General features: G+C 69.6%; 21 protein-coding genes. 14 read left to right on the forward strand and 7 right to left on the reverse strand.

Features of this window, described 5'->3' with window-relative positions:
- Positions 1–51: 51 nt before the first annotated feature.
- From FCI23_RS12000 to FCI23_RS12025, 6 genes are all read left to right on the forward strand, one after another.
- Positions 52–1,029 carry an NAD(P)H-quinone oxidoreductase gene (locus FCI23_RS12000; protein WP_136723487.1) on the forward strand — a complete coding sequence of 326 codons (978 nt, stop codon included), beginning with the start codon at positions 52–54 and terminating at the stop codon, positions 1,027–1,029.
- A 135-nt stretch (positions 1,030–1,164) separates the two neighbouring features.
- A complete protein-coding gene (locus FCI23_RS12005; RefSeq protein ID WP_169316758.1) occupies positions 1,165–1,494 on the forward strand; it encodes a hypothetical protein in 330 nt (109 codons plus the stop codon).
- Positions 1,495–1,570: 76 nt separating this feature from the next.
- The gene (locus FCI23_RS12010; RefSeq protein ID WP_136723488.1) at positions 1,571–2,161 is read left to right on the forward strand and encodes a PadR family transcriptional regulator; all 591 of its coding nucleotides are present in this window, start codon (positions 1,571–1,573) and stop codon (positions 2,159–2,161) included.
- Between the two features lie 24 nt (positions 2,162–2,185).
- The gene (locus FCI23_RS12015; protein ID WP_136723489.1) at positions 2,186–2,911 is read left to right on the forward strand and encodes an ABC transporter ATP-binding protein; all 726 of its coding nucleotides are present in this window, start codon (positions 2,186–2,188) and stop codon (positions 2,909–2,911) included.
- Positions 2,908–5,718, forward strand: a complete 2,811-nt coding sequence (locus tag FCI23_RS12020; RefSeq protein WP_136723490.1) for an FtsX-like permease family protein — start codon at positions 2,908–2,910, stop codon at positions 5,716–5,718. The genes FCI23_RS12015 and FCI23_RS12020 overlap by 4 nt, the downstream gene beginning before the upstream one ends.
- Positions 5,719–5,775: 57 nt before the next feature.
- A complete protein-coding gene (locus tag FCI23_RS12025) occupies positions 5,776–6,327 on the forward strand; it encodes a bacterial proteasome activator family protein (protein WP_136723491.1) in 552 nt (183 codons plus the stop codon).
- A 111-nt stretch (positions 6,328–6,438) separates the two neighbouring features.
- Here the strand turns inward: FCI23_RS12025 and FCI23_RS12030 are convergent, their stop codons facing one another.
- Positions 6,439–8,187 carry a Stk1 family PASTA domain-containing Ser/Thr kinase gene (locus FCI23_RS12030; protein ID WP_136723492.1) on the reverse strand — a complete coding sequence of 583 codons (1,749 nt, stop codon included), beginning with the start codon at positions 8,185–8,187 and terminating at the stop codon, positions 6,439–6,441.
- Positions 8,188–8,464: 277 nt separating this feature from the next.
- Between FCI23_RS12030 and FCI23_RS12035 the strand changes: the two genes are divergently transcribed.
- On the forward strand, positions 8,465–10,030 hold the full coding sequence (locus FCI23_RS12035) for a protein kinase domain-containing protein (RefSeq protein WP_136723493.1): 1,566 nt from the start codon (positions 8,465–8,467) through the stop codon (positions 10,028–10,030).
- Positions 10,031–10,048: 18 nt separating this feature from the next.
- Here FCI23_RS12035 and FCI23_RS12040 read toward each other — a convergent pair whose 3' ends face one another.
- Entirely contained in the window at positions 10,049–11,062 is a 1,014-nt protein-coding gene (locus FCI23_RS12040) for a phosphotransferase enzyme family protein (RefSeq protein ID WP_136723494.1), read from the reverse strand.
- A 432-nt stretch (positions 11,063–11,494) separates the two neighbouring features.
- Between FCI23_RS12040 and pdhA the strand changes: the two genes are divergently transcribed.
- From pdhA to FCI23_RS12065, 5 genes are all read left to right on the forward strand, one after another.
- Positions 11,495–12,622 carry a pyruvate dehydrogenase (acetyl-transferring) E1 component subunit alpha gene (gene pdhA, locus FCI23_RS12045; RefSeq protein WP_136723495.1) on the forward strand — a complete coding sequence of 376 codons (1,128 nt, stop codon included), beginning with the start codon at positions 11,495–11,497 and terminating at the stop codon, positions 12,620–12,622.
- Between the two features lie 25 nt (positions 12,623–12,647).
- The gene (locus FCI23_RS12050; RefSeq protein ID WP_136723536.1) at positions 12,648–13,613 is read left to right on the forward strand and encodes an alpha-ketoacid dehydrogenase subunit beta; all 966 of its coding nucleotides are present in this window, start codon (positions 12,648–12,650) and stop codon (positions 13,611–13,613) included.
- Positions 13,614–13,633: 20 nt separating this feature from the next.
- Positions 13,634–15,103, forward strand: coding sequence for a dihydrolipoamide acetyltransferase family protein (locus FCI23_RS12055; RefSeq protein WP_407645949.1), 1,470 nt, complete (start codon positions 13,634–13,636; stop codon positions 15,101–15,103).
- Between the two features lie 217 nt (positions 15,104–15,320).
- Positions 15,321–15,983: a GntR family transcriptional regulator gene (locus FCI23_RS12060; RefSeq protein WP_136723496.1), complete on the forward strand. Its 663-nt coding sequence runs from the start codon at positions 15,321–15,323 to the stop codon at positions 15,981–15,983.
- Positions 15,980–17,290 (forward strand): MFS transporter, encoded by a 1,311-nt coding sequence (locus FCI23_RS12065; protein WP_136723497.1) that lies wholly within the window; start codon positions 15,980–15,982, stop codon positions 17,288–17,290. Before FCI23_RS12060 ends, FCI23_RS12065 begins: the two co-directional genes overlap by 4 nt.
- 48 nt (positions 17,291–17,338) lie before the next feature.
- Here FCI23_RS12065 and FCI23_RS12070 read toward each other — a convergent pair whose 3' ends face one another.
- Positions 17,339–18,163 carry a maleylpyruvate isomerase family mycothiol-dependent enzyme gene (locus FCI23_RS12070; protein ID WP_136723498.1) on the reverse strand — a complete coding sequence of 275 codons (825 nt, stop codon included), beginning with the start codon at positions 18,161–18,163 and terminating at the stop codon, positions 17,339–17,341.
- A gap of 134 nt (positions 18,164–18,297) precedes the next feature.
- Between FCI23_RS12070 and FCI23_RS12075 the strand changes: the two genes are divergently transcribed.
- Positions 18,298–19,116 (forward strand): carbon-nitrogen family hydrolase, encoded by an 819-nt coding sequence (locus FCI23_RS12075; protein ID WP_136723499.1) that lies wholly within the window; start codon positions 18,298–18,300, stop codon positions 19,114–19,116.
- 175 nt (positions 19,117–19,291) lie between these two features.
- Here FCI23_RS12075 and FCI23_RS12080 read toward each other — a convergent pair whose 3' ends face one another.
- From FCI23_RS12080 to FCI23_RS12100, 4 genes are all read right to left on the reverse strand, one after another.
- Positions 19,292–19,513: a hypothetical protein gene (locus FCI23_RS12080; protein WP_136723500.1), complete on the reverse strand. Its 222-nt coding sequence runs from the start codon at positions 19,511–19,513 to the stop codon at positions 19,292–19,294.
- A 101-nt stretch (positions 19,514–19,614) separates the two neighbouring features.
- A complete protein-coding gene (locus FCI23_RS12085) occupies positions 19,615–20,346 on the reverse strand; it encodes a DUF4232 domain-containing protein (protein ID WP_136723501.1) in 732 nt (243 codons plus the stop codon).
- Positions 20,347–20,542: 196 nt separating this feature from the next.
- On the reverse strand, positions 20,543–21,835 hold the full coding sequence (locus FCI23_RS12090) for a M18 family aminopeptidase (RefSeq protein ID WP_136723502.1): 1,293 nt from the start codon (positions 21,833–21,835) through the stop codon (positions 20,543–20,545).
- Between the two features lie 303 nt (positions 21,836–22,138).
- Positions 22,139–23,971, reverse strand: a complete 1,833-nt coding sequence (locus tag FCI23_RS12100) for an acyl-CoA dehydrogenase (RefSeq protein WP_136723503.1) — start codon at positions 23,969–23,971, stop codon at positions 22,139–22,141.
- 127 nt (positions 23,972–24,098) lie between these two features.
- On the opposite strand from FCI23_RS12100, the gene FCI23_RS12105 reads away from it, so the two are divergent.
- Positions 24,099–24,554, forward strand: a complete 456-nt coding sequence (locus FCI23_RS12105; RefSeq protein WP_407645950.1) for an SseB family protein — start codon at positions 24,099–24,101, stop codon at positions 24,552–24,554.
- Positions 24,555–24,620 lie beyond the last annotated feature (66 nt).

Here is a 24,620-nt window from a genome sequence, read left to right on the forward strand (position 1 = left end):
TCGCGCTGCCTGATACCACCGGCTGTGGTGGACCCGAGTAGCGTCATCCGTATGTATGCGATCACGATTTCCGAGCCCGGCGGCCCCGAAGCGCTGGTCTGGGCCGAAGTTCCCGATCCCGTTCCCGGCGAGGGAGAGGTCCTGGTGGACGTGGCGGCTTCCGCCGTCAACCGTGCGGATCTGCTGCAACGGCAGGGGTACTACGACCCGCCGCCGGGAGCATCCCCCTACCCGGGGCTCGAGTGCTCCGGGCGTATCGCGGCTCTTGGGCCCGGGGTGACCGGGTGGTCGGTGGGTGACGAGGTCTGCGCGCTGCTCGCCGGCGGCGGCTACGCGGAACGGGTGGTTGTGCCGGCCGGGCAGCTGCTGCCGGTGCCCAAGGGAGTCGATCTCATCTCGGCGGCCGCGCTTCCCGAGGTCGCCGCCACGGTGTGGTCGAACGTGTTCGACGTCGCGCACCTGCGCTCCGGCGAGACGCTGCTTGTGCACGGCGGAGCCAGCGGCATCGGTACGTTCGCGACCCAGCTCGCCAAGGCGTTCGGCGCGCGCGTCGCCGTTACGGCGGGAGGGCCGGAGAAGCTGGCGCGGTGCCGTGAGCTGGGCGCGGACATCGCGATCAACTATCGCGAGGAGGATTTCGTCGAGGCGGTGCGGGCTGCGACGGACGGTGCCGGTGCGGATGTCGTGCTCGACATCATCGGCGCGAAGTATCTGGAGCGGAATGTGGAGGTGCTCGCCATTAACGGGCGGCTCGTCGTCATTGGGCTGCAGGGCGGCGCCAAGGCCGAGCTGAACCTCGGCAAGCTTCTTGCCAAGCGTGCTCTGATCGCGGCGACATCGTTGCGGGGCCGCCCGGTGGAGGAGAAGGCGGCGATTCTGGCGGCCGTGCGTGAGCATGTGTGGCCGTTGGTCGAGGCGGGGGCGGTGCGGCCGGTTGTGGACCGGGTGTTGCCTTTGCGTGATGCTGCGCAGGCTCACCGGGTTGTGGAGGAGAGCGGGCACTTTGGGAAGGTTGTTCTGGCTGTGTGACCGGGCCGGGGTGGGCCGCGGGCGGCGCTGCGGTCGATTTGCGGCTGCCGCCGCGTGGTCACCCGCACTGATCCTCGCCAACTCGGGACTGTCGCTCACCGTGCCGGATGTGTCGCCCCGTGTGACGCTGGATGTATGCAGAGGCGATGGGTCGCGGCCGCGGGGGTGGCCGTGGTGCTGCTCGGCGGGACGGCGGAGGCGTCGCCGGGGGCGGGGATGGCCGGGGGCGGGGCGGGGGCGGGGCGGGCGCATCCGGGGCGGGGGCAGGAACCGGAGCGGGAGCAGGGGGACCCGGTGCCCGCCGGGGGCCCGGTATTGCCGGACAAGGAGGCGCCGGTGGGCCCGGCGGTCGGGGAGGAGGAGGGCGGCGCGGGAAGGGGGCTGGATGTGTTGCCCCTGGGGGCGGGGTTGGTGTTGGTGGGGTTGGGGCTGGGGTTCGCGGGGTGGCGGATCCGGCGTGGATGAGCGCGGCGTGAGGGCGGCGTGAGCGCTTAAGCAGGGCGTTTGCTGAGAGCCAGCATACTGGGTATACATACTTGGTATGTCGATCCGCCACGGGCTGCTGGCCCTCCTAGACCGAGGTCCCCGCTACGGCTACCAATTGCGGACGGAGTTCGAGTCACGCACCGGTTCGACCTGGCCGCTGAATGTCGGCCAGGTGTACACAACGCTCGCCCGGCTGGAGCGCGACGGACTCGTCGCACCGGCGGGCGAGGACGACGGCGGCCACGCGGTGTACGCCATCACGGATGACGGGCGCGCAGAGCTGCGTGAGTGGTTCGCGACGCCCGTGGACCGGGCCAGTCCGCCCAGGGACGAGCTGGCGATAAAGCTGGCGATGGCGGTCGGCTCGCCGGATGTGGATATCCGGGCGGTGATCCAGGCCCAGCGGATGCACACGATCAAGGCGATGCAGGACTACACACGGCTCAAGGCCCAGGCCTTGGACAAGGGCCCGGTGACCCGGGACGAGGTGGCGTGGCTGCTGGTGCTGGAGCAGTTGATCTTCTCTGCGGAGGCGGAGGCCCGCTGGCTCGACCACTGTGAGGCCCGGCTGGCCCGCCTCGCGGAATCACTTGTGCCGGATCGTGACCAGGATCCGGCGTCCGACAAACATTCGATACGTCGGTAGACATGCTTAAGGGGGATTTGAGCGATGAGTGACCCCGTACTGCAGTTGCAGGGGCTGACCAGGGTTCACGGGAGCGGCGCGACGGAGGTGCACGCCCTGCGCGGCATAGACCTCGATGTCCATCCCGGTGAGCTGGTGGCCGTGATGGGGCCGTCCGGTTCCGGGAAGTCCACCTTGCTGACCATCGCCGGTGGCCTGGACGTTCCGACGTCGGGGCGGGTGCTGGTGGAGGGCACGGACATCACGACCGCCACCCGTAAGCAGATGGCCGCGCTGCGGCGGCGGAGCATCGGCTACGTATTCCAGGACTACAACCTCATCCCGGCACTGACCGCGGCCGAGAACGTGGCGCTGCCCCGGGAACTGGACGGTACGTCCGCACGGAAGGCGCGGCGGGAAGCGGTGGCGGCGCTGGAGGAGATGGCACTGGGGCATCTCGCTGACCGGTTCCCGGACGAGATGTCGGGCGGCCAGCAGCAGCGGGTCGCGATAGCCCGCGCGCTGGTCGGCGACCGCCGGCTGGTGCTGGCGGACGAGCCGACCGGGGCGCTGGACTCCGAGACCGGGGAGTCGGTGCTGGCGCTGCTGCGGGCCCGGTGCGACGCGGGGGCGGCAGGGGTGCTGGTGACGCACGAGCCGCGGTTCGCGGCGTGGGCGGACCGGGTGGTGTTCCTGCGGGACGGAGCGGTCACGGACATGACGCTGCGCTCGCAGGCCGAGTCACTGCTGTCGGGCGGGGTGGAGCGGTGAGTGCGTATCCCAACGGCTGGCGGGCGTCGATACGTATCGCCCGGCGCGACGCGTGGCGTTTCAAGGGGCGCAGCTCGCTGGTCCTGGCGATGATCGCGCTGCCCATCATGGGCGTGAGCGCGGTGGACATCACGCTCCGCAGCTCGCATCTGAGTACCAACGAGAATCTGACGCGGCAGCTGGGGGCGGCCGATGCCCGTCTGGCGGACGGCGGCGGCGGGCCCATCTACCAGGGACTGGACGACAACCAGTACGTGTCGGTGGACGACAAGGCTCCGTGGACGGGCAAGCCCACTGACATCGCGGCCGCGCTCCCGGCCGGCGCGAAGTGGCTGAAGGACGACAGCGGTAGTGCCAAGGTCAACACCGAGCACGGCCTGCTCGACGTGGACGTGCGGGAGCTGAAGGCGGCCGACCCGATGGCCCAGGGCATCATGACCCTGAAGCACGGCCGCTTCCCGGCCGGGGACGACGAGGTCGCGGCTACCACGTACTTCCTGGAGCAGAGCGGCCTGCATGTCGGGTCCCGGCTCACCGTCCGCAATATGGACAGGCAGTACACCATCATCGGCGAGTACGAGCTGCCCAGCGAACTGAAGCAAGCGCAGCTCAATGCCCGGCCCGGGGCCTTCCTGGCACCGCTCTCCGAGGCGCTGGCCCGGGCCGGCAGATCCGCGCCGGAGGCCTCGGCGTCGTATCTGGTCCAGGTCCGGGGAGGCTTCAGCTGGAAGATGGTCGAAGCGGCCAACACCAAAGGCGTCTTCGTCACCTCTCGGCAGGTGAAGCTGCACCCGCCGGCCAACTCGGAGGTGCCGCTGTACGTCAAGAACCCCACCCAAGCCACGAGTTACACCTCCAGCAACACGCAGCTCCTCGGCGCCGCGGCGACGGTCGGCGGCCTGGCGATGCTGGAGATCTGCCTGCTCGCCGGGCCCGCCTTCGCCGTTGGCGCGCGCCGTTCGCGTCGCCAGCTCGGCCTGGTCGGTGCCAATGGCGGCGACCGGCGCCATATACGGGCGATTGTGCTCTCCGGCGGCCTGGTGATCGGTGCGGTGGCCGCTGTGACAGGCACCGCGCTGGGGCTGGCGCTGGCCCTTGCCCTGCGGCCGTGGCTGGAGGAGTTCGCGGGCCAGCGCTTCGGCGGCTTCGAGGCGCGTCCGCTGGAACTGGCCGGCATAGCGCTGCTTGCCGTGGTCACCGGCCTGCTCGCGGCGGTCGTCCCGGCGGTCGTCGCCTCCCGGGAGAGCGTGCTGGCCTCGCTCACCGGCCGTCGTGGGGTCCGCCGGAGCAGTCGTGTGCTGCCGGTTCTCGGGCTGGTGGCGGTCGCCCTGGGCGTCGGCATCGGTGTCTTCGGTTCGGCGGTGACGGACAACCGCTACGCGGTGGCGGGCGGTTCGGCGATCGCCGAGCTGGGCGTGGTCGCGCTCACCCCGGCCCTGGTCGGCCTGTTCGGCCGGGTGGGCAAGTGGCTGCCGCTCTCCCCCCGGCTCGCGCTGCGTGACGCGGTACGCAACCGGGGCCGCACGGCGCCCGCGGTGGCCGCCGTGCTGGCGGCGGTTGCGGGTTCGGTGGCGGTGGCGACGTACCAGTCCAGCAGCGACCAGGAGGCCCGCGACGGATACACCGCATCGATGCCTTATGGGGCGGTTTCGGTCACCGTCGGCGTTGACGGTATCCGTGAGCTGGGGCGAGTGCGGTCCGCCGTCGAAAAGGATTTTCCGGTCACCGCCCGGGCGGATCTGGCCCGTATCGTCGTCGGCAAGAAGACGTGCGACGTCTGGGAGTCCAACCCGGGCTGCGGCATCGCGAATCCGGTCACCCCGAAAGCCAACAAGTGCCCACTGGACGGTTCCGGCCAGTTCACCGAGGCGGAGACACGCAAGTGGCGTAAGGACTGGCGTTGCGCCGGCGGTGCTGGTTCCGGTCCCTCGTCCATCCGCACCGACTCCGGTGTGCTGGTCGGTGGTGACGGCGTCCTCAGGGGGCTCGGAATCAAGGACCCGGCCGCCGAAGCCGCGCTCGCGCGCGGTGAGGTGATCTCCTTCGACAAGCGGAAGGTCCAGGGCGGCCGGATCACCCTGGAACTGATCCCCGACAACAGCGTCGTGCCGCCGGCGGGCAAGGAGCTGACCGGGCCGAAGAAGTCCTTCCCCGTCTACTCCGCGGCGGCCGGCACGAAGTCCTACGGCATCGATGCCGTCATTCCGCCCGCCGCGGCGAAGGCGGCCGGGCTGCGGACCGTCGCGTACGGCTCGATCTTCAGCACTCAGCGGCTGCCGAGCAGCACAGAGCGCCAGAAGCTGGACGGCGCGCTCGCCGACCTCGGCGTGCAGGCCAGCACATATGTGGAGGGTGGTTACGTCAGCGGCAACAGCTCGCTCCTGCTGGCGCTGTCGATCTTCGCCGGGCTGGTCACCATCGGTGCTGCCGCCATTGCCACGGGTCTCGCACAGGCCGACGCCGAGCCCGATCTGAAGACCCTCGCGGCTGTTGGCGCGGCTCCCCGGGTGCGCCGTACACTCTCGGGCTTCCAGTGCGGCGTGGTGGCCGCGATGGGGGTGCTGCTGGGTTCGGCGGCCGGTGTCGTGCCCGCGATAGGGCTGCGGAAGTCCGAGCAGTACTTGCGGATGAAGTACTACCGCCAGGCCCTCGCGGACGGAGTCACCCCGGAGCTGCCGCACGTCCCGATCGTGCTGCCCTGGGGGACGCTGGCGGCGCTGCTGTTCGTCGTGCCTCTGGGGGCGGCGCTGCTCGCGGCGCTCGTGACCAGGTCACGTACGGCGATGGCGCGTCGCGCGGTGGGGTAGGCGGCCGGAAGAGGGGGCACAAGATGTGGGGATTCGCCGGTGCGGGACAATGGCGGTATGGAGATGCCGATGAACGAACGGTCGCAGGAGAACCCACAGGTGCTGGTCGTCGGCCCCGACGGGATGTCCCTCGGCGGCACCATTCCTGGCGGTGGCAATGAGCAACGCGAGGTTCCGGTGACGGAAATGGTCGAACAGCCGGCGAAGGTCATGCGGATCGGCAGCATGATCAAGCAGCTCCTCGAGGAAGTCCGGATGGCGCCTCTCGACGAGGCGAGCCGGGTGCGGCTGAAGGAGATCCATGCCAGCTCCGTCAAGGAGCTGGAGCAGGGCCTCGCGCCGGAGCTGGTCGAGGAACTGGAGCGGCTCTCGCTTCCGTTCACCGATGAGACGATTCCGAGTGAGGCCGAACTCCGCATCGCTCAGGCGCAGTTGGTCGGCTGGTTGGAAGGCCTCTTCCATGGCATCCAGACGGCGCTCTTCGCCCAGCAGATGGCCGCCCGGGCTCAGCTGGAGCAGATGCGGCGGGCGCTGCCGCCCGGCGTCGGGGGCCATGAGGAGGACGGGGAGGGGGGCAACCCCGGGGCTCGTTCGGGTCCGTACCTGTAGGCCCTGCGGGGCTGCAGGGAGAAGCAGGCAGAAGAGAAGGGGGCCCGGATCGCGCCGGGGCCCCTCTTCTTGTGCGTCTCTTCTTGTGCGCCTTTTCTTGTGCGCGCTTTTTCAGCTCGCTTTGCCGGTGGACACCCAGATGGTGATCCTGCCGTCCCTCTTGGGGCTGTAGCTGCCCCGGCTCCCGGGACTCTGGCCGACGACCGAGCCCTTTCCGTGGAGCGACTCGTTCTTGTACTTGAGCCTGTACTCCCAGCCTGCCTTGGCCATGCAGTTCTCCACCGAGCCGACGTACTTGGCGTAGAAGTCCGGCATGATCACAGCCTCCGGGTCCGAGCTGCTGGAGGGGTGTGCCGCCTGAGCGCAGCGCGAGGCGTCGATGGTGCGGCTGCGGGTGCTCTTACTGACGCCCCGGTCGGCCGTGGTCGCCGTCGCCCTGGAAGTGGTGGTGCCTGACGTCCTGCCGCTGCCGTTGTCGACGGTGACGCTGCTCCCGGCGTAATCGCTCTCGGTGAGGTGGCCGATGACCACGAGGGCGACGATACTGACGACGACCGTCCCCGCCAACGCGCCGATGACGACCGCCGCTGTCCTGCCGCCGCTGCTCTTGCGGGGGCCCTGCTGCGGGGGCGGGGTCGGCCGCATGCTGTACGGCGGGGCTGCCGGGGGGCGCTGGGCCGGATGCTGGGCCGCGGGCTGCCGCGGATAGCCGGAGGCCGGGCCGGGCGGTGGGGTGGGGCGGCCATAACCGGGCTGCTGGAAGCCCTGTTGCACGGGCTGCTGCATGTGCGGCTGCGCGAGGGGCGCCTGCATGGGTAGTGGCGCGAGCGGCTGGTACGGCGTCCGCACATTCGCCGGCGGGGTGTGCAGATCGGCCCTCACCTGCGGAAAGACCGCAGAGGAGACTTCCTCCCCGCGCCGCTCCCCGCGTCCGTGCACCCGTGGCCCCTCGCCGATGATCAGCGGTGTCGCCGCGCCCCGGGAGGCGCCGGCGACCCGCTCCGCCTCGTCCCGCATCACGTCGGCCGTCGGGAAGCGTTCCTGGGGGTTCTTCTTCAGCGACCGTGCGACCAGCGCGTCCAGCGCCGGCAGCACCGCCCGGTTGAACTCCGACGGTGCCGGGGGCGCCTCCTGGACGTGCTGGTAGGCAACGGCCAGCGGTGAGTCTCCGTCGAACGGCAGCCGCCCGGTCAGCAGCTCGAAGAGCATGCAGCCCACCGAATACAGGTCCGAGCGCTCATCCACCCCCCGCCCGAGCGCCTGCTCCGGCGACAGGTATTGCGGAGTGCCGACCACCATGCCTGTCTGTGTCATGGAGCTGACGCCGGACTGCATGGCCCGGGCGATGCCGAAGTCCATCACCTTGACCACACCGCGTTTGTTCAGCATCACATTGCCCGGCTTGATGTCCCGGTGCACCAGGCCCACGCTGTGGCTCTCGGCCAGCGCCGCCAGCACATCCCCGGTGATCTTCAGCGCCTTCTCGGTCGGCATCGCGCCGAACTGCGCGACATCCTCGTCGAGTACGGTGCGCAGCGGCTTGCCCTCGACGTACTCCATCACGATGTACGGCACCAGGATGCCGTCGGTGGTGTCCTCGCCGGAGTCGAAGACCGAGACTATATTGGTGTGATTCAGCTTGGCGACGGCCTGCGCCTCGCGCCGGAACCGCTCGCGGAATGACTGTTCCCGGCCAAGATCCGAGTGCAGGGTCTTGACGGCCACCGCGCGGTCCAGCACGGTGTCGTGTGCGAGGTGCACTGCGGCCATGCCACCCTGGCCCAGGAGATCGCGCAATTGGTAGCGACCGCCTCCGACCGAGCGCCCCGAGTAGTCGCTTCGCGCGCCTGCCCCGCTCATCAGTACCTTTTCCCCCTGCGCTCACAGGACGCTCGATCCCCGGGCCACTGCCTGGGTGACGCTTGCCTGCCAAGTCTGCCCTAGCACTATGACAGGTCAAGCGCGTTGCCCTGTTCGTAACCGGATGCGGAAGAAAGGCCTCACAATTTGCGAACGCAGCCTCCAGCGGTATCCGATGTCCGGTCCGTCACGTCACCAACACAGAGATACGCGGTAGCGTTGCGGATCAGACGGTTCCTGTAGGGCAAGTAAGAGTCGACATCGACGGCGAGGACTGATGGCACAGACGACAGCCGCCGGGGGCCCGAACGAGCCCTCCGCAGCCGGATCCGGGGTGCCCGACTCGCCCGAACTGTGGGGCGCGGGCGGCCTGGTCGGCGACGGCCGTTACCGGCTCACCGGGCGGCTAGGCCGGGGCGGCATGGCCGAGGTGTTCGCCGCCGAGGATGTGCGCCTCGGGCGCCTCGTGGCGGTGAAGCTGCTCCGCGGCGATCTCGCCGAGGACCCGGTTTCCAAGGCCCGCTTCACCCGCGAGGCACAGTCCGTCGCAGGCCTGAACCATCACGCCGTCGTGGCGGTCTACGACTCCGGCGAGGACGTCACTGCGACCGGTGCCGTCCCGTACATCGTGATGGAGCTGGTCGAGGGCCGGACCATCCGTGAGTTGCTGGTCGATTCCGATGAGCCGCCGCCCGTCGAGCAGGCGCTGATCATTGTCTCCGGCGTGCTCGAAGCACTCGCGTACAGCCACGCGCACGGCATCGTGCACCGTGACATCAAGCCGGCCAACGTGATCATCACCAACACCGGCGCCGTCAAGGTCATGGACTTCGGTATCGCCCGCGCCCTGCACGGCGCGCAGAGCACCATGACCCAGACCGGCATGGTCATGGGCACGCCGCAGTACCTGTCACCGGAGCAGGCGCTCGGCAAGGCTGTCGACCACCGCTCTGACCTCTACGCCACCGGCTGCCTGCTCTACGAGCTGCTGGCGCTGCGGCCGCCGTTCATCGGCGAGACCCCGCTCTCGGTCGTCTACCAGCACGTCCAGGACGAACCCCGGCCCCCCTCCGAGATCAGTGACCGGGTACCGCCCGAGCTCGACGGCCTTGTCATGCACTCCCTCGCCAAGCACCCCGACGACCGCTTCCAGAGCGCCGAGGAGATGCGCGGCCTCGTCCAGTACGCCCTGGGCATGCTCCGCGAGCGCGGCGGCTACACCGGCGCCTGGGACACCGGCTATGTGCCCCAGCACTCCGGCACTGCCCCTACCTCGGTCATGGGCGTCCCCGGGCAGAGCACCCAGGGGCACCCCGAAGCCACCGCCGAGTTCGGCGCCCCGCTGCTGCTCGGCCCGCCCGGCGGCCGCGACGACGGCGGCGTCGGCTACGACACCCGGCCGCCGCGCCGCGGCGGTGGCGGCAACCGCTGGCTCAAGCCGGTGCTCTTCATGATCGCGGCGGCACTCGCGGTCTCGCTCGGCATCTGGCTGGCGGTCCACGGGACCAGCGGCGGGGGCGGCACGAAGACCAGTACCTCCCCGACGCCCACCCAGTCGCAGCCCGCCGTCACCAGTACCGACCAACAGACCCAGGACACCTCCACCAGCACCCAGGACACCACCGGCACGGTAACCACCCCGTCCTCGAAGCCCACCCACACCCGGCCCACCGCCTCCCTCTCGCCGACCCCGAGCGTGCAGCCCAGCACGGCCCAGCCGACGACCACGGCGCCCACCGAGTCCCCGAGCACGCCCGCCACCACGCCCGCCACCACGCCGACCACCGGCGGCCCGACCGCCGGCAGCTCGGGCCCGACGGTGGGCGGCCCTCCGCCTCCGTAGGGCGTCCTCAACCGGGACCTACTCGGTGAAGGCGCTCAGCACCGCCTCGTACTCGCGCGTCCACCACACCGCAAGCGCCGAAGCCGCCGGAAAGAGCGGATCGGCGCGCCGGTCGCGCTGCTGGTAGCGCCACTGGAGCATCCAGAAGTCATTGAGCCGCTCCCACCACACCCTGTGCACCGCGGCGGCCAGTTCCTCGGCCGCCGCGCCCGCCGCCTGGCGGTAGGCGCGGGCGTAGGGGCGCACCTTGCCGAGGTCCAGCGCCCCGGCCGGCTGTACGAAGAAGATCGCGGCAGCCCGGACGGCCTCTTCGGCGCGGGGTGCGACGCCGAGCCGGTCCCAGTCGACGATCGCGACCGGCTCGTCCTCGTGGTAGATCAGGTTGAGCGGGTGGAAGTCGCCGTGCACCCACCCGGTGACCGGCTCGTCCGCGTCCGGCGGCCGGCGGTGGGCGTGCACGTCCAGCAGCGCCCGGCGCTCCAGCAGCCGGTGCTCGGCCAGCTGGTCGAAGGCCTCGGGCGGCCGACGCGCCCGGGCCAGTGACAAAAGCTCCTCAATGAGCGCGTATGTCTGCTCCGGGTCGGCGCTCGCATGGTGCCGCTTTCCGGCGGGCGGGGGCTGCACCTGCTCCAGCCGGGTGTGTACGAGCCCGAGCAGTGCCCCCAACCGCCGCGACTGTGCGGCGGTCAGCTGAGCCCCGTTGCGGTGCCGGCCCTCCACCCAGGGATACAGGGCGAAGCAACGCCCGCCAAGGACGGCGACGGTCCGGCCCTGCGTGTCCGCGACCGGGGGGAGGGCGGGCAGGCCGGCCGCGCCCAGGCGTAAGGTGACGCGGTGCTGCCGGGCGATGGTGTCGGCATCAGCGGTGTCGGGAGCGACGTAGTGCTTGAGGAAGAACCGGCCACGGGTGGTGGCCAGCTGGTAACCGCGATTGAGAAGCCCCTCGGCCACCGGCTCGCAGGAGAGCGGGGCGCCGGCGTCGTCATATCGGCGCAGCAGCGTGTCCAGCGTTTGCTCGGAGGGCCGCGCCATTGCCGTGCTCCCGATCACCCGGCCGATGCTAGATCAACCCGGCTGACCGCCGACCGGTGGCGTCGTCACTTAGAGGGGTTTCACCTGCGGAAACGCCTGCCTGAGAGGCCCGCTTCCGGTAAGGTGCGGCGCCTGCTCCGGTGGAGAGCGAATCGTGACCTCTTACGCAGATTCCGCCGACGGGATAGCGTGCGGTTGTCCCGGTGGCCTGCGAGAACGCCAATTAGTAGGAAATCAAAGCAAAACCGCAGGTGAAGCACCCTTCGCACACATGCGGGAGGTGTGGGTAACGTTCGTTGCGCAGGGCCGTCCGCCGGGGCACCTGTCACACCCGGCCCGGCCATGCCGCACACACCCCGTGCGCCGTTCCGAATCGGGTGACCGCACTGGCCGCCGGCGGATCCCGGGGGCCGGACAGACGGAGGAGCAGACGTGAGCGTGAAGAGCACTACCGCGCGGAAGACCCCCCGCGGTGGAGCGAAGCGCCGTGGGGGCGAGCCCGAACTCGTGCAGCTACTGACCCCCGAGGGCGAGCGCGTCCAGCACAGTGAGTACTCCATCGACCTGACGCCGGAAGAGCTGCGGGGCCTGTACCGGGACATGGTGCTGACCCGCCGCTTCGACGCCGAGGCGACCTCGCTGCAACGGCAGGGTGAGCTGGGCCTGTGGGCCTCGCTGCTCGGCCAGGAGGCCGCTCAGATCGGTTCAGGGCGGGCGACACGCCCGGACGACTACGTTTTCCCGACCTATCGCGAGCACGGCGTCGCCTGGTGCCGCGGTGTGGACCCGCTGAACCTGCTCGGCATGTTCCGCGGAGTCAACCACGGCGGCTGGGATCCCAACGAGAACAACTTCCACCTCTACACCATCGTGATCGGCTCCCAGACCCTGCACGCCACCGGCTACGCGATGGGCATCGCCAAGGACGGCGCGGACAGCGCGGTGATCGCCTACTTCGGCGACGGCGCCTCGAGCCAGGGCGATGTGGCGGAAGCTTTCACCTTCGCGGCGGTCTACAACGCCCCGGTGGTGTTCTTCTGCCAGAACAACCAGTGGGCGATCTCCGAGCCCACCGAGCGGCAGACCCGGGTACCGCTCTACCAGCGCGCCGCCGGTTACGGCTTCCCCGGCGTACGGGTCGATGGAAACGACGTCCTCGCCGTTCTCGCCGTCACCAAGGCCGCCCTGGAGCGGGCCCGTACCGGCCAGGGCCCGACGCTGGTCGAGGCCTTCACCTACCGTATGGGCGCCCACACCACCTCCGACGACCCGACCCGCTACCGGCTGGACGCGGAACGCGAGCAGTGGGCGAAGAAGGACCCGATCCTGCGGCTCAAGGCCCACCTGGACCGGGAGGAGATCGCCGACGAGGCGTACTACGCTGCGATCGAGACCGAGAGTGACGTCCTCGGCAAACGGGTCCGCGAGGGTGTTCGCACCATGCCCGACCCCCCCACCATGGCGATCTTCGAGCATGTCTACGCCGACGGCCACTCGCTCGTGGACGAGGAGCGCGCCCAGTTCGCCGAATACCTCGCGTCGTTCGAGGAGGGTCACTGACATGGCGGACACCACCATCACCACCATGACGATCGCCAAGGCGCTCAACGAGGCGCTGCGCAAGACGTTGGAAGCCGACCCCAAAGTCATTCTCATGGGTGAGGACATCGGAAAACTCGGGGGTGTCTTCCGCATCACCGACGGTCTGCAGAAGGATTTCGGCGAGGAAAGGGTCATCGACACCCCGCTCGCCGAGTCCGGCATCGTCGGTACGGCCATCGGGCTCGCCCTGCGCGGCTACCGGCCCGTCGTGGAGATCCAGTTCGACGGTTTTGTCTTCCCGGCGTACGACCAGATCGTCACCCAGCTCGCCAAGATGCACGCCAGGGCGCTCGGCAAGATCAAACTCCCGGTCGTCATCCGGATTCCCTACGCGGGCGGCATCGGCGCCGTCGAGCACCACAGCGAGTCCCCCGAGGCGCTCTTCGCGCACATCGCCGGACTCAAGGTGGTCTCCCCCGCCAACCCCCAGGACGCCTACTGGATGCTCCAACAGGCCATCCACAGTGACGATCCGGTCATCTTCTTCGAGCCCAAGCGCCGCTACTGGGACAAGGGCCAGGTGGACACCGAAGCCATCCCGGCGCCGCTCCACCAGGCCCGTACCGCCCGCCAGGGCACCGACCTCACCCTGGCCGCGTACGGCCCCATGGTGAAGGTCTGCCTGGAGGCCGCCGCAGCGGCCGAGGAGGAGGGCCGTAGCCTTGAAGTAGTGGATCTGCGGTCCCTGTCGCCCTTGGACTTCGACACCCTCCAGGCGTCGGTCGAGAAGACCGGCCGCCTGGTGGTCGTGCATGAAGCCCCGGTCTTCCTGGGGACCGGGGCGGAGATCGCGGCCCGTATCACCGAGCGCTGCTTCTACCACCTCCAGGCCCCGGTGCTCCGGGTCGGCGGCTTCCATGCCCCGTACCCGCCGGCCCGGCTGGAGGAGGAGTACCTGCCCGGACTGGACCGCGTACTCGATGCCGTCGACCGCGCGCTGGCGTACTGAGAGGCGAGGAGAGCGTGACTGTGACAGAGATTGCGCAGCGCTTCCGAGAGTTCAAGATGCCCGATGTGGGCGAGGGACTCACCGAGGCCGAGATCCTCAAGTGGTACGTGAAGCCGGGTGACTCCGTCACGGACGGCCAGGTGGTGTGCGAGGTCGAGACCGCCAAGGCCGCCGTCGAGCTGCCGATCCCGTATGACGGGGTCGTCCACGAAATCCGTTTCCCCGAGGGCGACGCGGTCGATGTCGGGACGGTGATCATCTCCGTCGACACGGGCGCTTCCGGGGCGCAGGATTCCGGGGACGCCGGGGCCGGGACAGGCGCTTCCGCCCCGGGCTCCGGGGCGGAGGCCGGGCCCGAGCCTGATGCGGCGCAGAAGCGTCAGCCTGTGCTGGTCGGCTACGGCGTCGCGGCCTCCTCGACGAAGCGCCGCCCGCGCAAGCCGCCCGCGGTACCGGGCCGTCCGGTGTCCTCTGCCGGGACGCCGGTGCCGGTCCACCCGGTCGCCGCCGCGCTCCAGGGCGAGCCCAATGGCCAGGGCCGCGGCGCGCCTGCCCTCGGCGCGGCGCGGACCGGGGTCCCGGCGACGCCGCTGGCGAAGCCGCCGGTGCGCAAGCTGGCCAAGGAGCTGGGCATCGACCTCGCCGCGATCGTGCCGACCGGTGCCGGAGGCGTCGTCACCCGCGAGGATGTGCAGGCCGCCGCGTCGGCCCCGGCTCCGGTACAGGCGGTTCCGGCGCAGGCCCCGGCCACGGGCCCGGCCCTGGCCCCGCATGCTCCGGCGGAGGCGAGCCGTGAGACCCGGGTGCCCGTCAAGGGCGTTCGCAAGGCCATCGCCGCCGCGATGGTGGCCAGTGCGTTCACGGCACCACATGTCACGGAATTCGTCACCTTCGACATCACGCGCACGATGCGGCTCGTCGCGGAGCTGAAGCAGGACAGAGCCTTCGAGGGACTCAAAGTCAGCCCGTTGCTGCTGGTCGCCAAGGCGCTGCTGGTCGCTATCCGCCGCAATCCCGAGGTCAACGCGGCCTGGGACGAGGCCAACCAGGAAATCGTGCACAAGGGTTACGTCAACCTGGGCATCGCGGCCGCGACCCCGCGCGGCCTGATCGTCCCCAACATCAAGGACGCCCAGGCCAAGACCCTGCCCGAGCTGGCCGCCGCGCTCTCCGACCTGATCGGCACCGCCCGCGAGGGCCGCACGGCCCCCGCCGACATGCAGGGAGGCACCGTCACCATCACCAACGTCGGCGTCTTCGGTATCGACACCGGCACGCCGATCCTCAACCCCGGGGAGTCCGCGATCCTCGCCTTCGGCGCGGTCAAGGAGCTGCCCTGGGTCCACAAGGGGAAGGTGAAGCCGCGTCAAGTGACGACGCTGGCACTCTCCTTCGACCACCGGCTGGTCGACGGCGAGCTCGGGTCCAGAGTGTTGGGGGATGTCGCCGCTGTTCTGGAGTACCCCAAGCGGCTCCTTACGTGGGCGTGAGCGCGTAGCCCCTGCGGGGCGGCGGGTCGGGGCGCCTGCGGCGGCTTCTCTCCCCTGACCCGCCCCAACACCCTGGCGGGCGTGGCGGGATCCCCAGTCCCCAAACGCCGGACGGGCTGGTTTTCCGGGCGCTCGGGGCGTCGCTTGTCCGTGCGGCCGTCCGTATCGCGGACGGCCGTTACGTACGCATGCGTGATGTATCTATGATGTGCGCATCATGGATTCCGCCGGTGCCGTCACAGTCGCCAAGCCGCTGCCCGCCGCCGAGCGGGTCTATACCCACGTCAAGGAAGCCGTCCTCGACCGCCGCTACGAGGGCGGCACCCTGCTCAACGAGGGCGAGCTCGCCGAGGCCGTCGGAGTCTCCCGTACCCCCGTACGGGAGGCGCTGCTCCGGCTGGAGGCGGAAGGCCTGCTGAAGCTCTACCCGAAGAAGGGCGCGCTGGTGCTGCCCGTCTCCGCGCAGGAGATCGCGGATGTCGTCGAGACCAGGCTGCTGGTCGAGTTGCACGCCGTCAACAAGGTGGTGCCCGCCCCGGCGCGGCTGATCGCGCGCCTGGAGGAGCTGCTGGAGGAGCAGCGCGGACACCAGGCCGCCGGAGACCTGGCCGCCTTCGCGCAGGCGGACCGCTCCTTCCACGCCGAGATCGTCCGGGCATCCGGGAACCGCATCCTGGCGCACCTCTACGACCAGCTGCGGGACCGTCAACTCCGAATGGGCGTGGCGACGATGCACGCCGAGCCCGGCCGGATCGCCAAGAACATCGCGGAGCACACCGAGATCCTTGACGCCCTGCGCGGCGGTGACGCGCGAAGCGCCTCCGGGCTGGTCGAGCGCCATGTCAGCTGGGTCAAATTCCTGGCCAGGATGGAGTCATGAGCCTTGCCTCGCGTCCGGTGCTGAGCCACGAACCACCTGGCGGCCGGCAGGCCGTCGCCGTGTGGTCCATCGGCACCCTCGTCTACACAGTCGCGGTCGTGCACCGCACCAGCCTCGGCGTGGCCGGTATCGACGCCGCCGCCCGCTTCCATATAGGTGCGTCCGCGCTCTCGACCTTCTCCATACTCCAGCTCCTTGTGTACGCGTCCATGCAGATACCCGTCGGCCTGATGGTCGACCGGCTCGGCACCAAGCGGGTGCTGACCATCGGCACCGTGCTGTTCACCGCCGGTCAGGTCGGCTTCGCGCTCTCCCACTCGTACGGGGTGGCGCTGGCAGCCCGGGCGGTGCTCGGCTGCGGTGACGCGATGACGTTCGTGAGTGTGCTGCGCCTCGGCTCGCGCTGGTTCCCGGCCCGCCGGGGGCCGGTGATCGCGCAGGCGGCGGCGCTCTTCGGGGTGGCGGGCAACCTGATGAGTACGGTGCTGCTGTCCCGGCTGCTGCACTCCGCCGGCTGGACGCCGACGTTCCTCGGCACAGGCCTGGGCGGCGCGCTCGTCCTCGTACTCGTCCTGCTCTTCATGAAGGACCATCCCGACGGCTTCGAGCCGGCCCCTGCCGAACACCCCCGGTCCGGCTATGTGAAGCGGCAGATCGTGGCGGCCTGGCGCGAGCCGGGCACAAGACTGGGGCTGTGGACGCACTTCACGACGCAGTTCTCCTGCACGGTCTTCCTGCTGCTGTGGGGGCTGCCGTATCTCGTCGAGGGCCAGGGGCTGTCCCGGGAGGCGGCGGGCACCATGCTCACCGTCGTCGTCCTCGCCAACATGGTCTTCGGCATGCTGTTCGGCCAGATCATCGGCCGCCACCACGGGGCGCGCATGCCGCTCACGCTCGGCGTCATCGGTTGTACCGCCGTCAGCTGGGCCGTCGTCCTCGGCTGGCCCGGCGAGCACGCGCCGCTGTGGCTGCTGGGTGCCCTGTGCGTCGTGCTCGGCGCCTCCGGCCCGGCCTCGATGATCGGCTTCGACTTCGCCCGCCCGGCGAATCCGCCCGAGCGGCTCGGCACGGCCTCGGGCATCGTCAATATCGGCGGCTTCACCGCCTCCATGATCACGCTGTTCATGATCGGTGTGCTGCTCGACGCCACCGGGGGCAACTACCGCGTCGCCTGGTGCACGATTTTCGTCCTCCAGGCCTTCGGTACGGTGCAGATCCTCCGACTGCGCAGGCGCGCGGCGCGGCTGGAGCGCGAGCGCATCGCGGTCAGCCGCGTGGAGAGCGTGCACGTGCCGGCGAAGGCGTAAGCCGGTCCGGACGGGCCCGATCTGTCAAGCCCGTCCGGTAGGGCCGCTCTACTGCGTCACAGCTATATGGGCCAGGATCGCTTCGGCCAGCGCTTCGTCGCCCTCGATCTTCACCCGGTCCGCGACCGCGAACGGCTTCACCCGGCCGCAGGTGAGCCGCACAAACGTCTCCCAGTCCAGGGTGAAGGTGACCGCCGGGCCCAGCGAGACACTGCCGTCGACGGTGCCGCGCCCCTCCTGGTCGACCCGGACCGTACGCATGAATTCCAGCGGCCCGTGCACATCGAAGACCACGGCCGAACCCGGCTTCGATCCCGCGTCCTTGGCCACCACCTTCGGCAGCAGCCGCAACAGATAGTCGCGGGCGTAAACCGCCGCGGGCGAGTCGAGGTTCCCCGGCTTGTTGAGCGCCCGGCGCAGATCCTGTTCGTGGACCCATACGTCGAAGGTGCGCGTCCACAGCAGCTCCTCCAGCGTCATCTCCTGGCCCACCGGGCCGCGCAGCCTGTGCTGCGGATCGCGTGCCTCGTTGCGCAGCTGCCGGGACCGGCGAATGATCGTGTATTCCAGCTCGGAGGTCATCTCCGGCGCGGTGTGGTGCCGCCGGGTGTCCACCGGCACCTCGGTGTAGCGGGCGAACTCACTGGTTATGTGTCGTAGGTCGCTCGGGAGGGAGTGAATGGGGCGCGGGTCGCCGAGCATTTCGCACTCGAAGCCGATGATGTGCGAGACCACGTCACGCACCGACCAGTACGGGCATTCGGTCGGCCGGTTCCACTCTCCCTCGGGGAGCGGGCCGACCAAGTCGTTCACGGATTCAATGGAGTGGGTCCAGGCGTCGATGTACGGCTGGAGCTGGTTATGGACGGTCACGGGACCCCTCGACGGTCTGGTCGCGGTCGTAGTGGTGTGCGCCTAAATTACGCTGCGCAGTGACACCACGGGAGTGGTTTCGTGTGACGATCGTAGGCCCGTAAAGACGTCCCGAACTCATGGGCGGTGGTACCGTGCGCGTTTCCCTGCTTCAGATCGCCGTAAATAACAACGAAACGGTTGAATCCCGACGTGTTCGAGTCGCCGCGCTCGTATCCGCGCAGGCCGGGGCCGACCTGGTCGTACTTCCCGAGCTGTGGACCGTGGGCGCCTTCGCCGCCGACCTCTACGACGCCGGCGCGGAGCCGGTGCCGGGCGGCCCCACCGCCGAGGCCATGTCGGCGGCCGCGCTGGACGCCGGGGTCTGGTTGCACGCCGGGTCGGTCGTCGAGCGCGGGGCCGGCCAGGATGGCCCGCTCTACAACACCTCGCTGGTCTTCTCCCCCGACGGCGAGCTCCGGCACACCTACCGCAAGATCCACCGCTTCGGCTTCGACCGCGGCGAGGCCGCGCTCATGGCCGCGGGCCATGAGGTTGTCACCGCGCCCCTGCCCCAGGCCACGCTCGGCCTGGCCACCTGCTACGACCTGCGCTTCCCGGAGCTCTTCCGGCTCCTTGTCGACGCCGGGGCGCAGCTTCTGGTCATCCCGGCAGGCTGGCCCGCCCGGCGCCGCGAGCACTGGACGCTGCTGGCGCGGGCGCGGGCGGTGGAGTCCCAGGCGTACGTCCTCGCCTGCGGTACAGCGGGTACGCACGCCGATGTCGAGCTCGCCGGGCACAGCATCGTGATCGACCCCTGGGGCGTGGTCCTGGCAGAGGCAGGCCCCGGGGAGGAGGTCCTTACGGTGGACCTGGACCCGGCGCTGGTCGGCAAGACCCGCGCCGATTTTCCGGTGCTGCGGGACCGGGTACTCGGGATGCCGACGCCGACCCCTGCGGCGGGTCCCTCCTAGCAAACCGCCCTCCCCCGGCCCCCCCAGGCCGTGACCGGCTCCGGGCACCCGCACCGGCGCCTGCCGGATCAACCGCTGAATCAACCGCTGAATCAACCGCGCACATATATGCGCGGCCGTGCCTTCCGGGGGGGAGAGAAGGCACGGCCGCGCGGCTATTGGGGGGCGCTACCGCTTATACGTGCGGGTAGTGCCGGGCGCGTTCGTCCATGACTGGCATGGCCTCTACGACGCGCCGCTTCCTGAAGATGCTGATGTACGCGGCCAGGCCGATGATTCCGACCGCCATCATGATCAGGCCAACGAGGGTCACGTTGACTCCGGCCAGGTGCCAGTTGACCGCGAAGGTGAGGATTGCTCCCACCGCGATCAAACCGATACTGCCTCCGACGCCCATACTGTTCGCCTCACTAGGTCTGTTGTGTTGACTGTTCGGGCTCGTAAACCGCGACTACCCGGGCCTGCAACACTCATGCCCCATAAGCGGATTGCGGGGCGTCAGCTCCCGATCGGACCGACGTAGGTGCCCGGGTGAGTGGCGCCGTCCTGGAGGAGGACGGGGCTCCACGGCCAGGCCAGGCTGACCGAGGTCGTCTCGTTGGGCGGGGTCACCACGGCCGTGGTGGGGGTCCAGGAGCCCTCCTCGCCCTTCTTGGTGACGAGGAAGGTGATCGTGAACTCGGTGGTGTCCCCGTTCGCCAGGGTGAAAGAGGTCGTGGACGCCGGCTTCCGGGCCAGCGACCAGGTGGTGGTGGCGCCGCTGCCCTTCAGATCGACGCCGGGGAAGCCCTTCAGGGTGCAGATGTGGCCGCTCTTGTTCCGCAGGGCGACGGCGGTGGACGTCTGGTCACCGGAGGTCGTGGAGGGAACGGCGTCGCCGCCTGTGGCGAAGGAGATGGCCAGGTCGGCGGTGTGACACCGGGAGGTGCGGCTGCTTGCGCCGGTGCCCGTGCCGGTACCGGTGCCCGTGCTGCCGGTCGTGCCGGTGCCGGAACCGGTGCTGCCGGTCGTGCCGGTACCCGTGCCGGTACCCGTGCCGGTGCTGCCGCTCGTGGTGCTGGTACTGCCCGTCGTGCCGGTTGCGTCCGTGGCCGATGCGGTGGGCGCCGTCGAGGTCGAGGCGGTCGAGTCGGCGCTGCTGTTCGAGCTTCCGCTGCTGCCGCAGGCGGTGAGCCCGAGAGCGAGAGCGGCAGTGGCGGTGATGGTGGCGGCGGCGTGCAGAGCGCGCATGGTGTTCCCCCGTTGAGTGGTTGAGCGGTGCTGGCGTGATCACCAGTATCCGGGGAGATTCTTCACAGCCCTGTGACAGGAAGATCCTGACCTGTCGACAGAATGTTCGCCCGGGTCGACCGTGCAGGCCGGGGCGGCCGCCCCGCCTCGGCCGCCCCGCCTCGGCCGCCCCGCCTCGGCTGCCTTGGCCGCCGTCTCAGCCCGCCAGGAAGGACTTCAGCGCCGACGCGAGCAGGTGCGGATCGTCAGCGCCGCACAGCTCGCGCGCCGAGTGCATCGACAGGACCGGCACCCCGATGTCCACCGTCGTGATGCCGTGCCGCGCCGCCGTGATCGGCCCGATCGTCGTCCCGCAGGGCATCGCGTTGTTCGACACGAAGGCCTGCCACGGCACGCCCGCCCGCTCGCAGGCGGCGGCGAAGAGCCCGCGCCCGACACCGTCGGTGGCATACCGCTGGCTGGCGTTGACCTTCAGGATCGGCCCGCCGTTGGGCATGGGGTGGTGCGTCGGGTCGTGCCGCTCGGAGTAATTGGGGTGCACCGCGTGCCCCGCGTCGGAGGAGGCGCAGACGGTGCCGGCCAGGGCGCGCTGCCGGTCCTCGTACGTTCCGCCGCGCGCGTGCACGGAGCGCTCCAGTACGGTGCCGAGCAGCGGGCCCTGGGCACCGGTCGACGACTCGCTGCCGATCTCCTCGTGGTCGAAGGCGGCCAGCACCGGGATGCAGGGGAGATCCTGCCCAGCCACCGCCGCGAGGGCGGCGGTGGCTGCGTGCACCGACAGCAGGTTGTCCAGCCGACCCGCAGCCAGAAACTCCCGGTCACGGCCCAGGTACGCGGGCGGCTGGACATCGTGCAGCATGAGGTCCCAGCCGGTGACCGTGTCCGCCGCGATCCCGACCTCGTGTGCCAGGTAACGGATCAGGGCGCCCTCGTCGACGCCCCCCAGCCCCCACACCGGCTGCATGTGCCGCTGTTTGTCGAGGGTGAGCCCGTTCTCGTTGACGCCCCGGTCCAGGTGCACCGCCAGCTGCGGCACGCGGAGCAGCGGCCGGTTGACGGCCACCAGCTGCGTTGTACCGTCGCGCAGGGCCAGCCGTCCGGCGATGCCCAGGTCCCGGTCGAGCCAGGTGTTGAGCAGCGCCCCGCCGTAGACCTCGACGGCCACCTGGCGCCATCCGTACGCCCCCGAGTCCGGACGCGGTTTCACCCGAAGGTTGGTGGAGTCGGTGTGCGCCCCGGCGACCCGGAACGGCGTCTCGGGGCGCGCGCTCCGGGGAACGTACCACGCGATGATCGCGCCGCTGCGGATCACGTACTTCCCGCCCGTTTCGCCGTCCCAGGCCTCGGACTCCAAGATCTGCCGGAATCCGGCCTTCTCCAGGCGCTCGGCCGCACTCGCAACCGCGTGGTACTGCGACGGGCTGGCGGCGATGAAGGCCGCGAGGTCGTCGGTGTGGCTGCGGTCGAAGTCTCCGGGGTGCTCACTCATGCCACCAGCATAGGGACGACCGTCTGGGTGGCCACGCAGTCACAGGCCCGACGGGAGGCCTTCGGGAGGCCTTCGGGAGGTGGAGGAGAAGACCCGATCGAGCATCTGCTCGGCATCCGGGAGCGCTTCGTCTTGTCGTTGAGGATGACACCGATGATCGTGCGGCCACTGCGCTTGGCGGCGAACACAATGCGGCGCCCGGCCTTGGTGCCGGTGCCGGTGCCGTTGGTGGTGCGGGATGCCGGGGAACGCGTAAGGACCCGGCACCAAGGTGCCGGGTCCTTACCGCAGAGGCTGGAAAGGTCAGAAGGCCTCTTCCGGGAGATCCATCAGGTCGAGGGTGACGCTTTCGGCGATCGAGCGCTGGACGCCCACGCCCGGCAGGATGTTCGCCGCGAAGAACTTCGCGGCGGCGATCTTGCCGGTGTAGAAGGGGACGTCCTTGGCGGAGGCACCGTCCAGCTTCTCGGCCGCTACGGCGGCGCCCTTCAGGAGCAGGTAGCCGATGAAGACATCGCCGGAGGCGAGCAGCAGGCGCGTCGAGTTGAGGCCGACCTTGTAGATGGACTTGACGTCCTTCTCCGTGGCGGCGAGGTCGGTCAGCATGGTGCCGACGATCGCCTCCAGGTCCACCGCGGACTTGGCGAGCTGCTCGCGCGCCGCGGCGAGCTCCTCGCCGCCGACCGCCTCGGCGAGGAACTTCTTGATCTCCTCGGAGAGCCCGGTGAGGGCCTGGCCCTGGTCGCGGACGATCTTGCGGAAGAAGTAGTCCTGGCCCTGGATCGCGGTGGTGCCCTCGTAGAGGGTGTCGATCTTGGCGTCGCGGATGTACTGCTCGATCGGGTACTCCTGCAGATAGCCGGAGCCACCGAGGGTCTGCAGGGACTGGGCGAGCTGCTCGTAGGACTTCTCGGAGCCGTAGCCCTTCACGATCGGCAGCAGCAGGTCGTTGAGGCTGTGCAGCCTCTTGGTGGCAGCCTCGTCGCCATTTGCCGTCTCTACCGCGATCGCATCCTGGACGGAGGCGGTGTAGAGGACGAGGGCGCGCATGCCCTCGGCGTACGCCTTCTGGGTGAGCAGCGAGCGTCGGACGTCGGGGTGGTGGGTGATGGTGACCTTGGGCGCGGTCTTGTCCATGAACTGCGCGAGGTCAGGGCCCTGGACGCGCTCCTTGGCGTACTCCAGCGCGCTGAGGTAGCCGGTCGACAGGGTGGCGATGGCCTTTGTGCCGACCATCATCCGGGCGAACTCGATGATCCGGAACATCTGGCGGATGCCGTCGTGCTTGTCACCGATCAGCCAGCCCTTGGCCGGGTGCCGGTCGCCGAAGGTCATCTCGCAGGTGTTGGAGGCCTTGAGGCCCATCTTGTGCTCGACGTTCGTCGCGTAGACGCCGTTGCGCTCGCCCAGCTCGCCGGTCTCGAAGTCGAACTCGTACTTCGGCACCATGAAGAGGGACAGGCCCTTGGTGCCGGGCCCATGGCCTTCGGGGCGGGCCAGTACGTAGTGGATGATGTTCTCGGACAGGTCGTGTTCGCCCGAGGTGATGAAGCGCTTGACGCCCTCGATGTGCCAGGAGCCGTCCTCCTGCTCGACGGCCTTTGTGCGGCCCGCACCGACATCCGAGCCGGCGTCCGGCTCGGTGAGGACCATGGTGGAGCCCCAGTGCTTCTCGACCGCGAGTTGGGCGATCTGCTTCTGTACCTCGTTGCCCTCGCTGTAGAGAATGCCGGCGAAGGCGGGGCCGGAGGCGTACATCCAGACCGCGGGGTTCGCGCCGAGGATCAGCTCCGCGTACGACCAGATCAGAGAGGCCGGGGCAGTGGTGCCGCCGATCTCCTCGGGCAGGCCCAGCCGCCAGTACTCGGAGTCGATGTAGGCCTGGTAGCTCTTCTTGAACGTGTCCGGAACCGGCGCGGTGTTCGTCTCGGGGTCGAAGACCGGCGGATTGCGGTCGGCGTCGGCGAAAGACTGGGCCAACTCGTTCTCGGCGAGGCGGGCGACCTCGCCCAGGATATCCTTGGCGGTCTCCACGTCCATCTCGGCGAACGGGCCGGTGCCGTAGAGCTTGTCGCGGCCGAGGACTTCGAAGAGATTGAACTCGATGTCGCGGAGGTTGGACTTGTAGTGGCCCATGACGGCTGGCTCCGTATCGCACTCGATCACTATTACTGGGCAGTAGTACCGATGATGCTACCCGTCGGTAATAAGTAGCAACCCCTAACCGCCCAAGTGTGACCCGTTACTCGTTACGCTTGTGCACGTGTACGGCTACGACCAGAACATGGCCCCCGGCCCCGCGCCCATGGGCGGCGCACCCATGGGTGGTGCCCCGATGGGTGGCGGCTACCCCGAGCCTTCGCCACCCTCCCTTGCTGACGCGGTGCGCGCCTTCACCACCGGGTCCATGTCCGCGGAGGATTTCCAGGCCATTTTTTCTACGTCAAAGGTCTACTGTCCGCGCGGCGACAATCCAGGTTTCCTGGCGCTCCACGACACCCAGCAGCCGGTGATCCCGATGTTCACCTCGCTGAAGGAGCTGCGGCGGTACGCGGGCAAGGAGTCCAAGTACTTCGTCATCACCGGCGCCGAGGTGCTTGACCTGCTGCCGACCGGCTACGGCTTCGTGCTGGACATGGAGGGGCAACACCGGATGGTCTTCGACTCGAAGGCTGTCGAACAGATGGTCGACTTCACGATGCGCCGCATGTACGGCTAGGCCTCGGCCGGTCTGGGCGGTCCGGGAATTAGTGCGTGACGTTCAAAGTTCAACTACATTGAGAGC

Source organism: Actinacidiphila oryziradicis (assembly GCF_005047355.1).
Classification (GTDB): domain Bacteria; phylum Actinomycetota; class Actinomycetes; order Streptomycetales; family Streptomycetaceae; genus Actinacidiphila; species Actinacidiphila oryziradicis.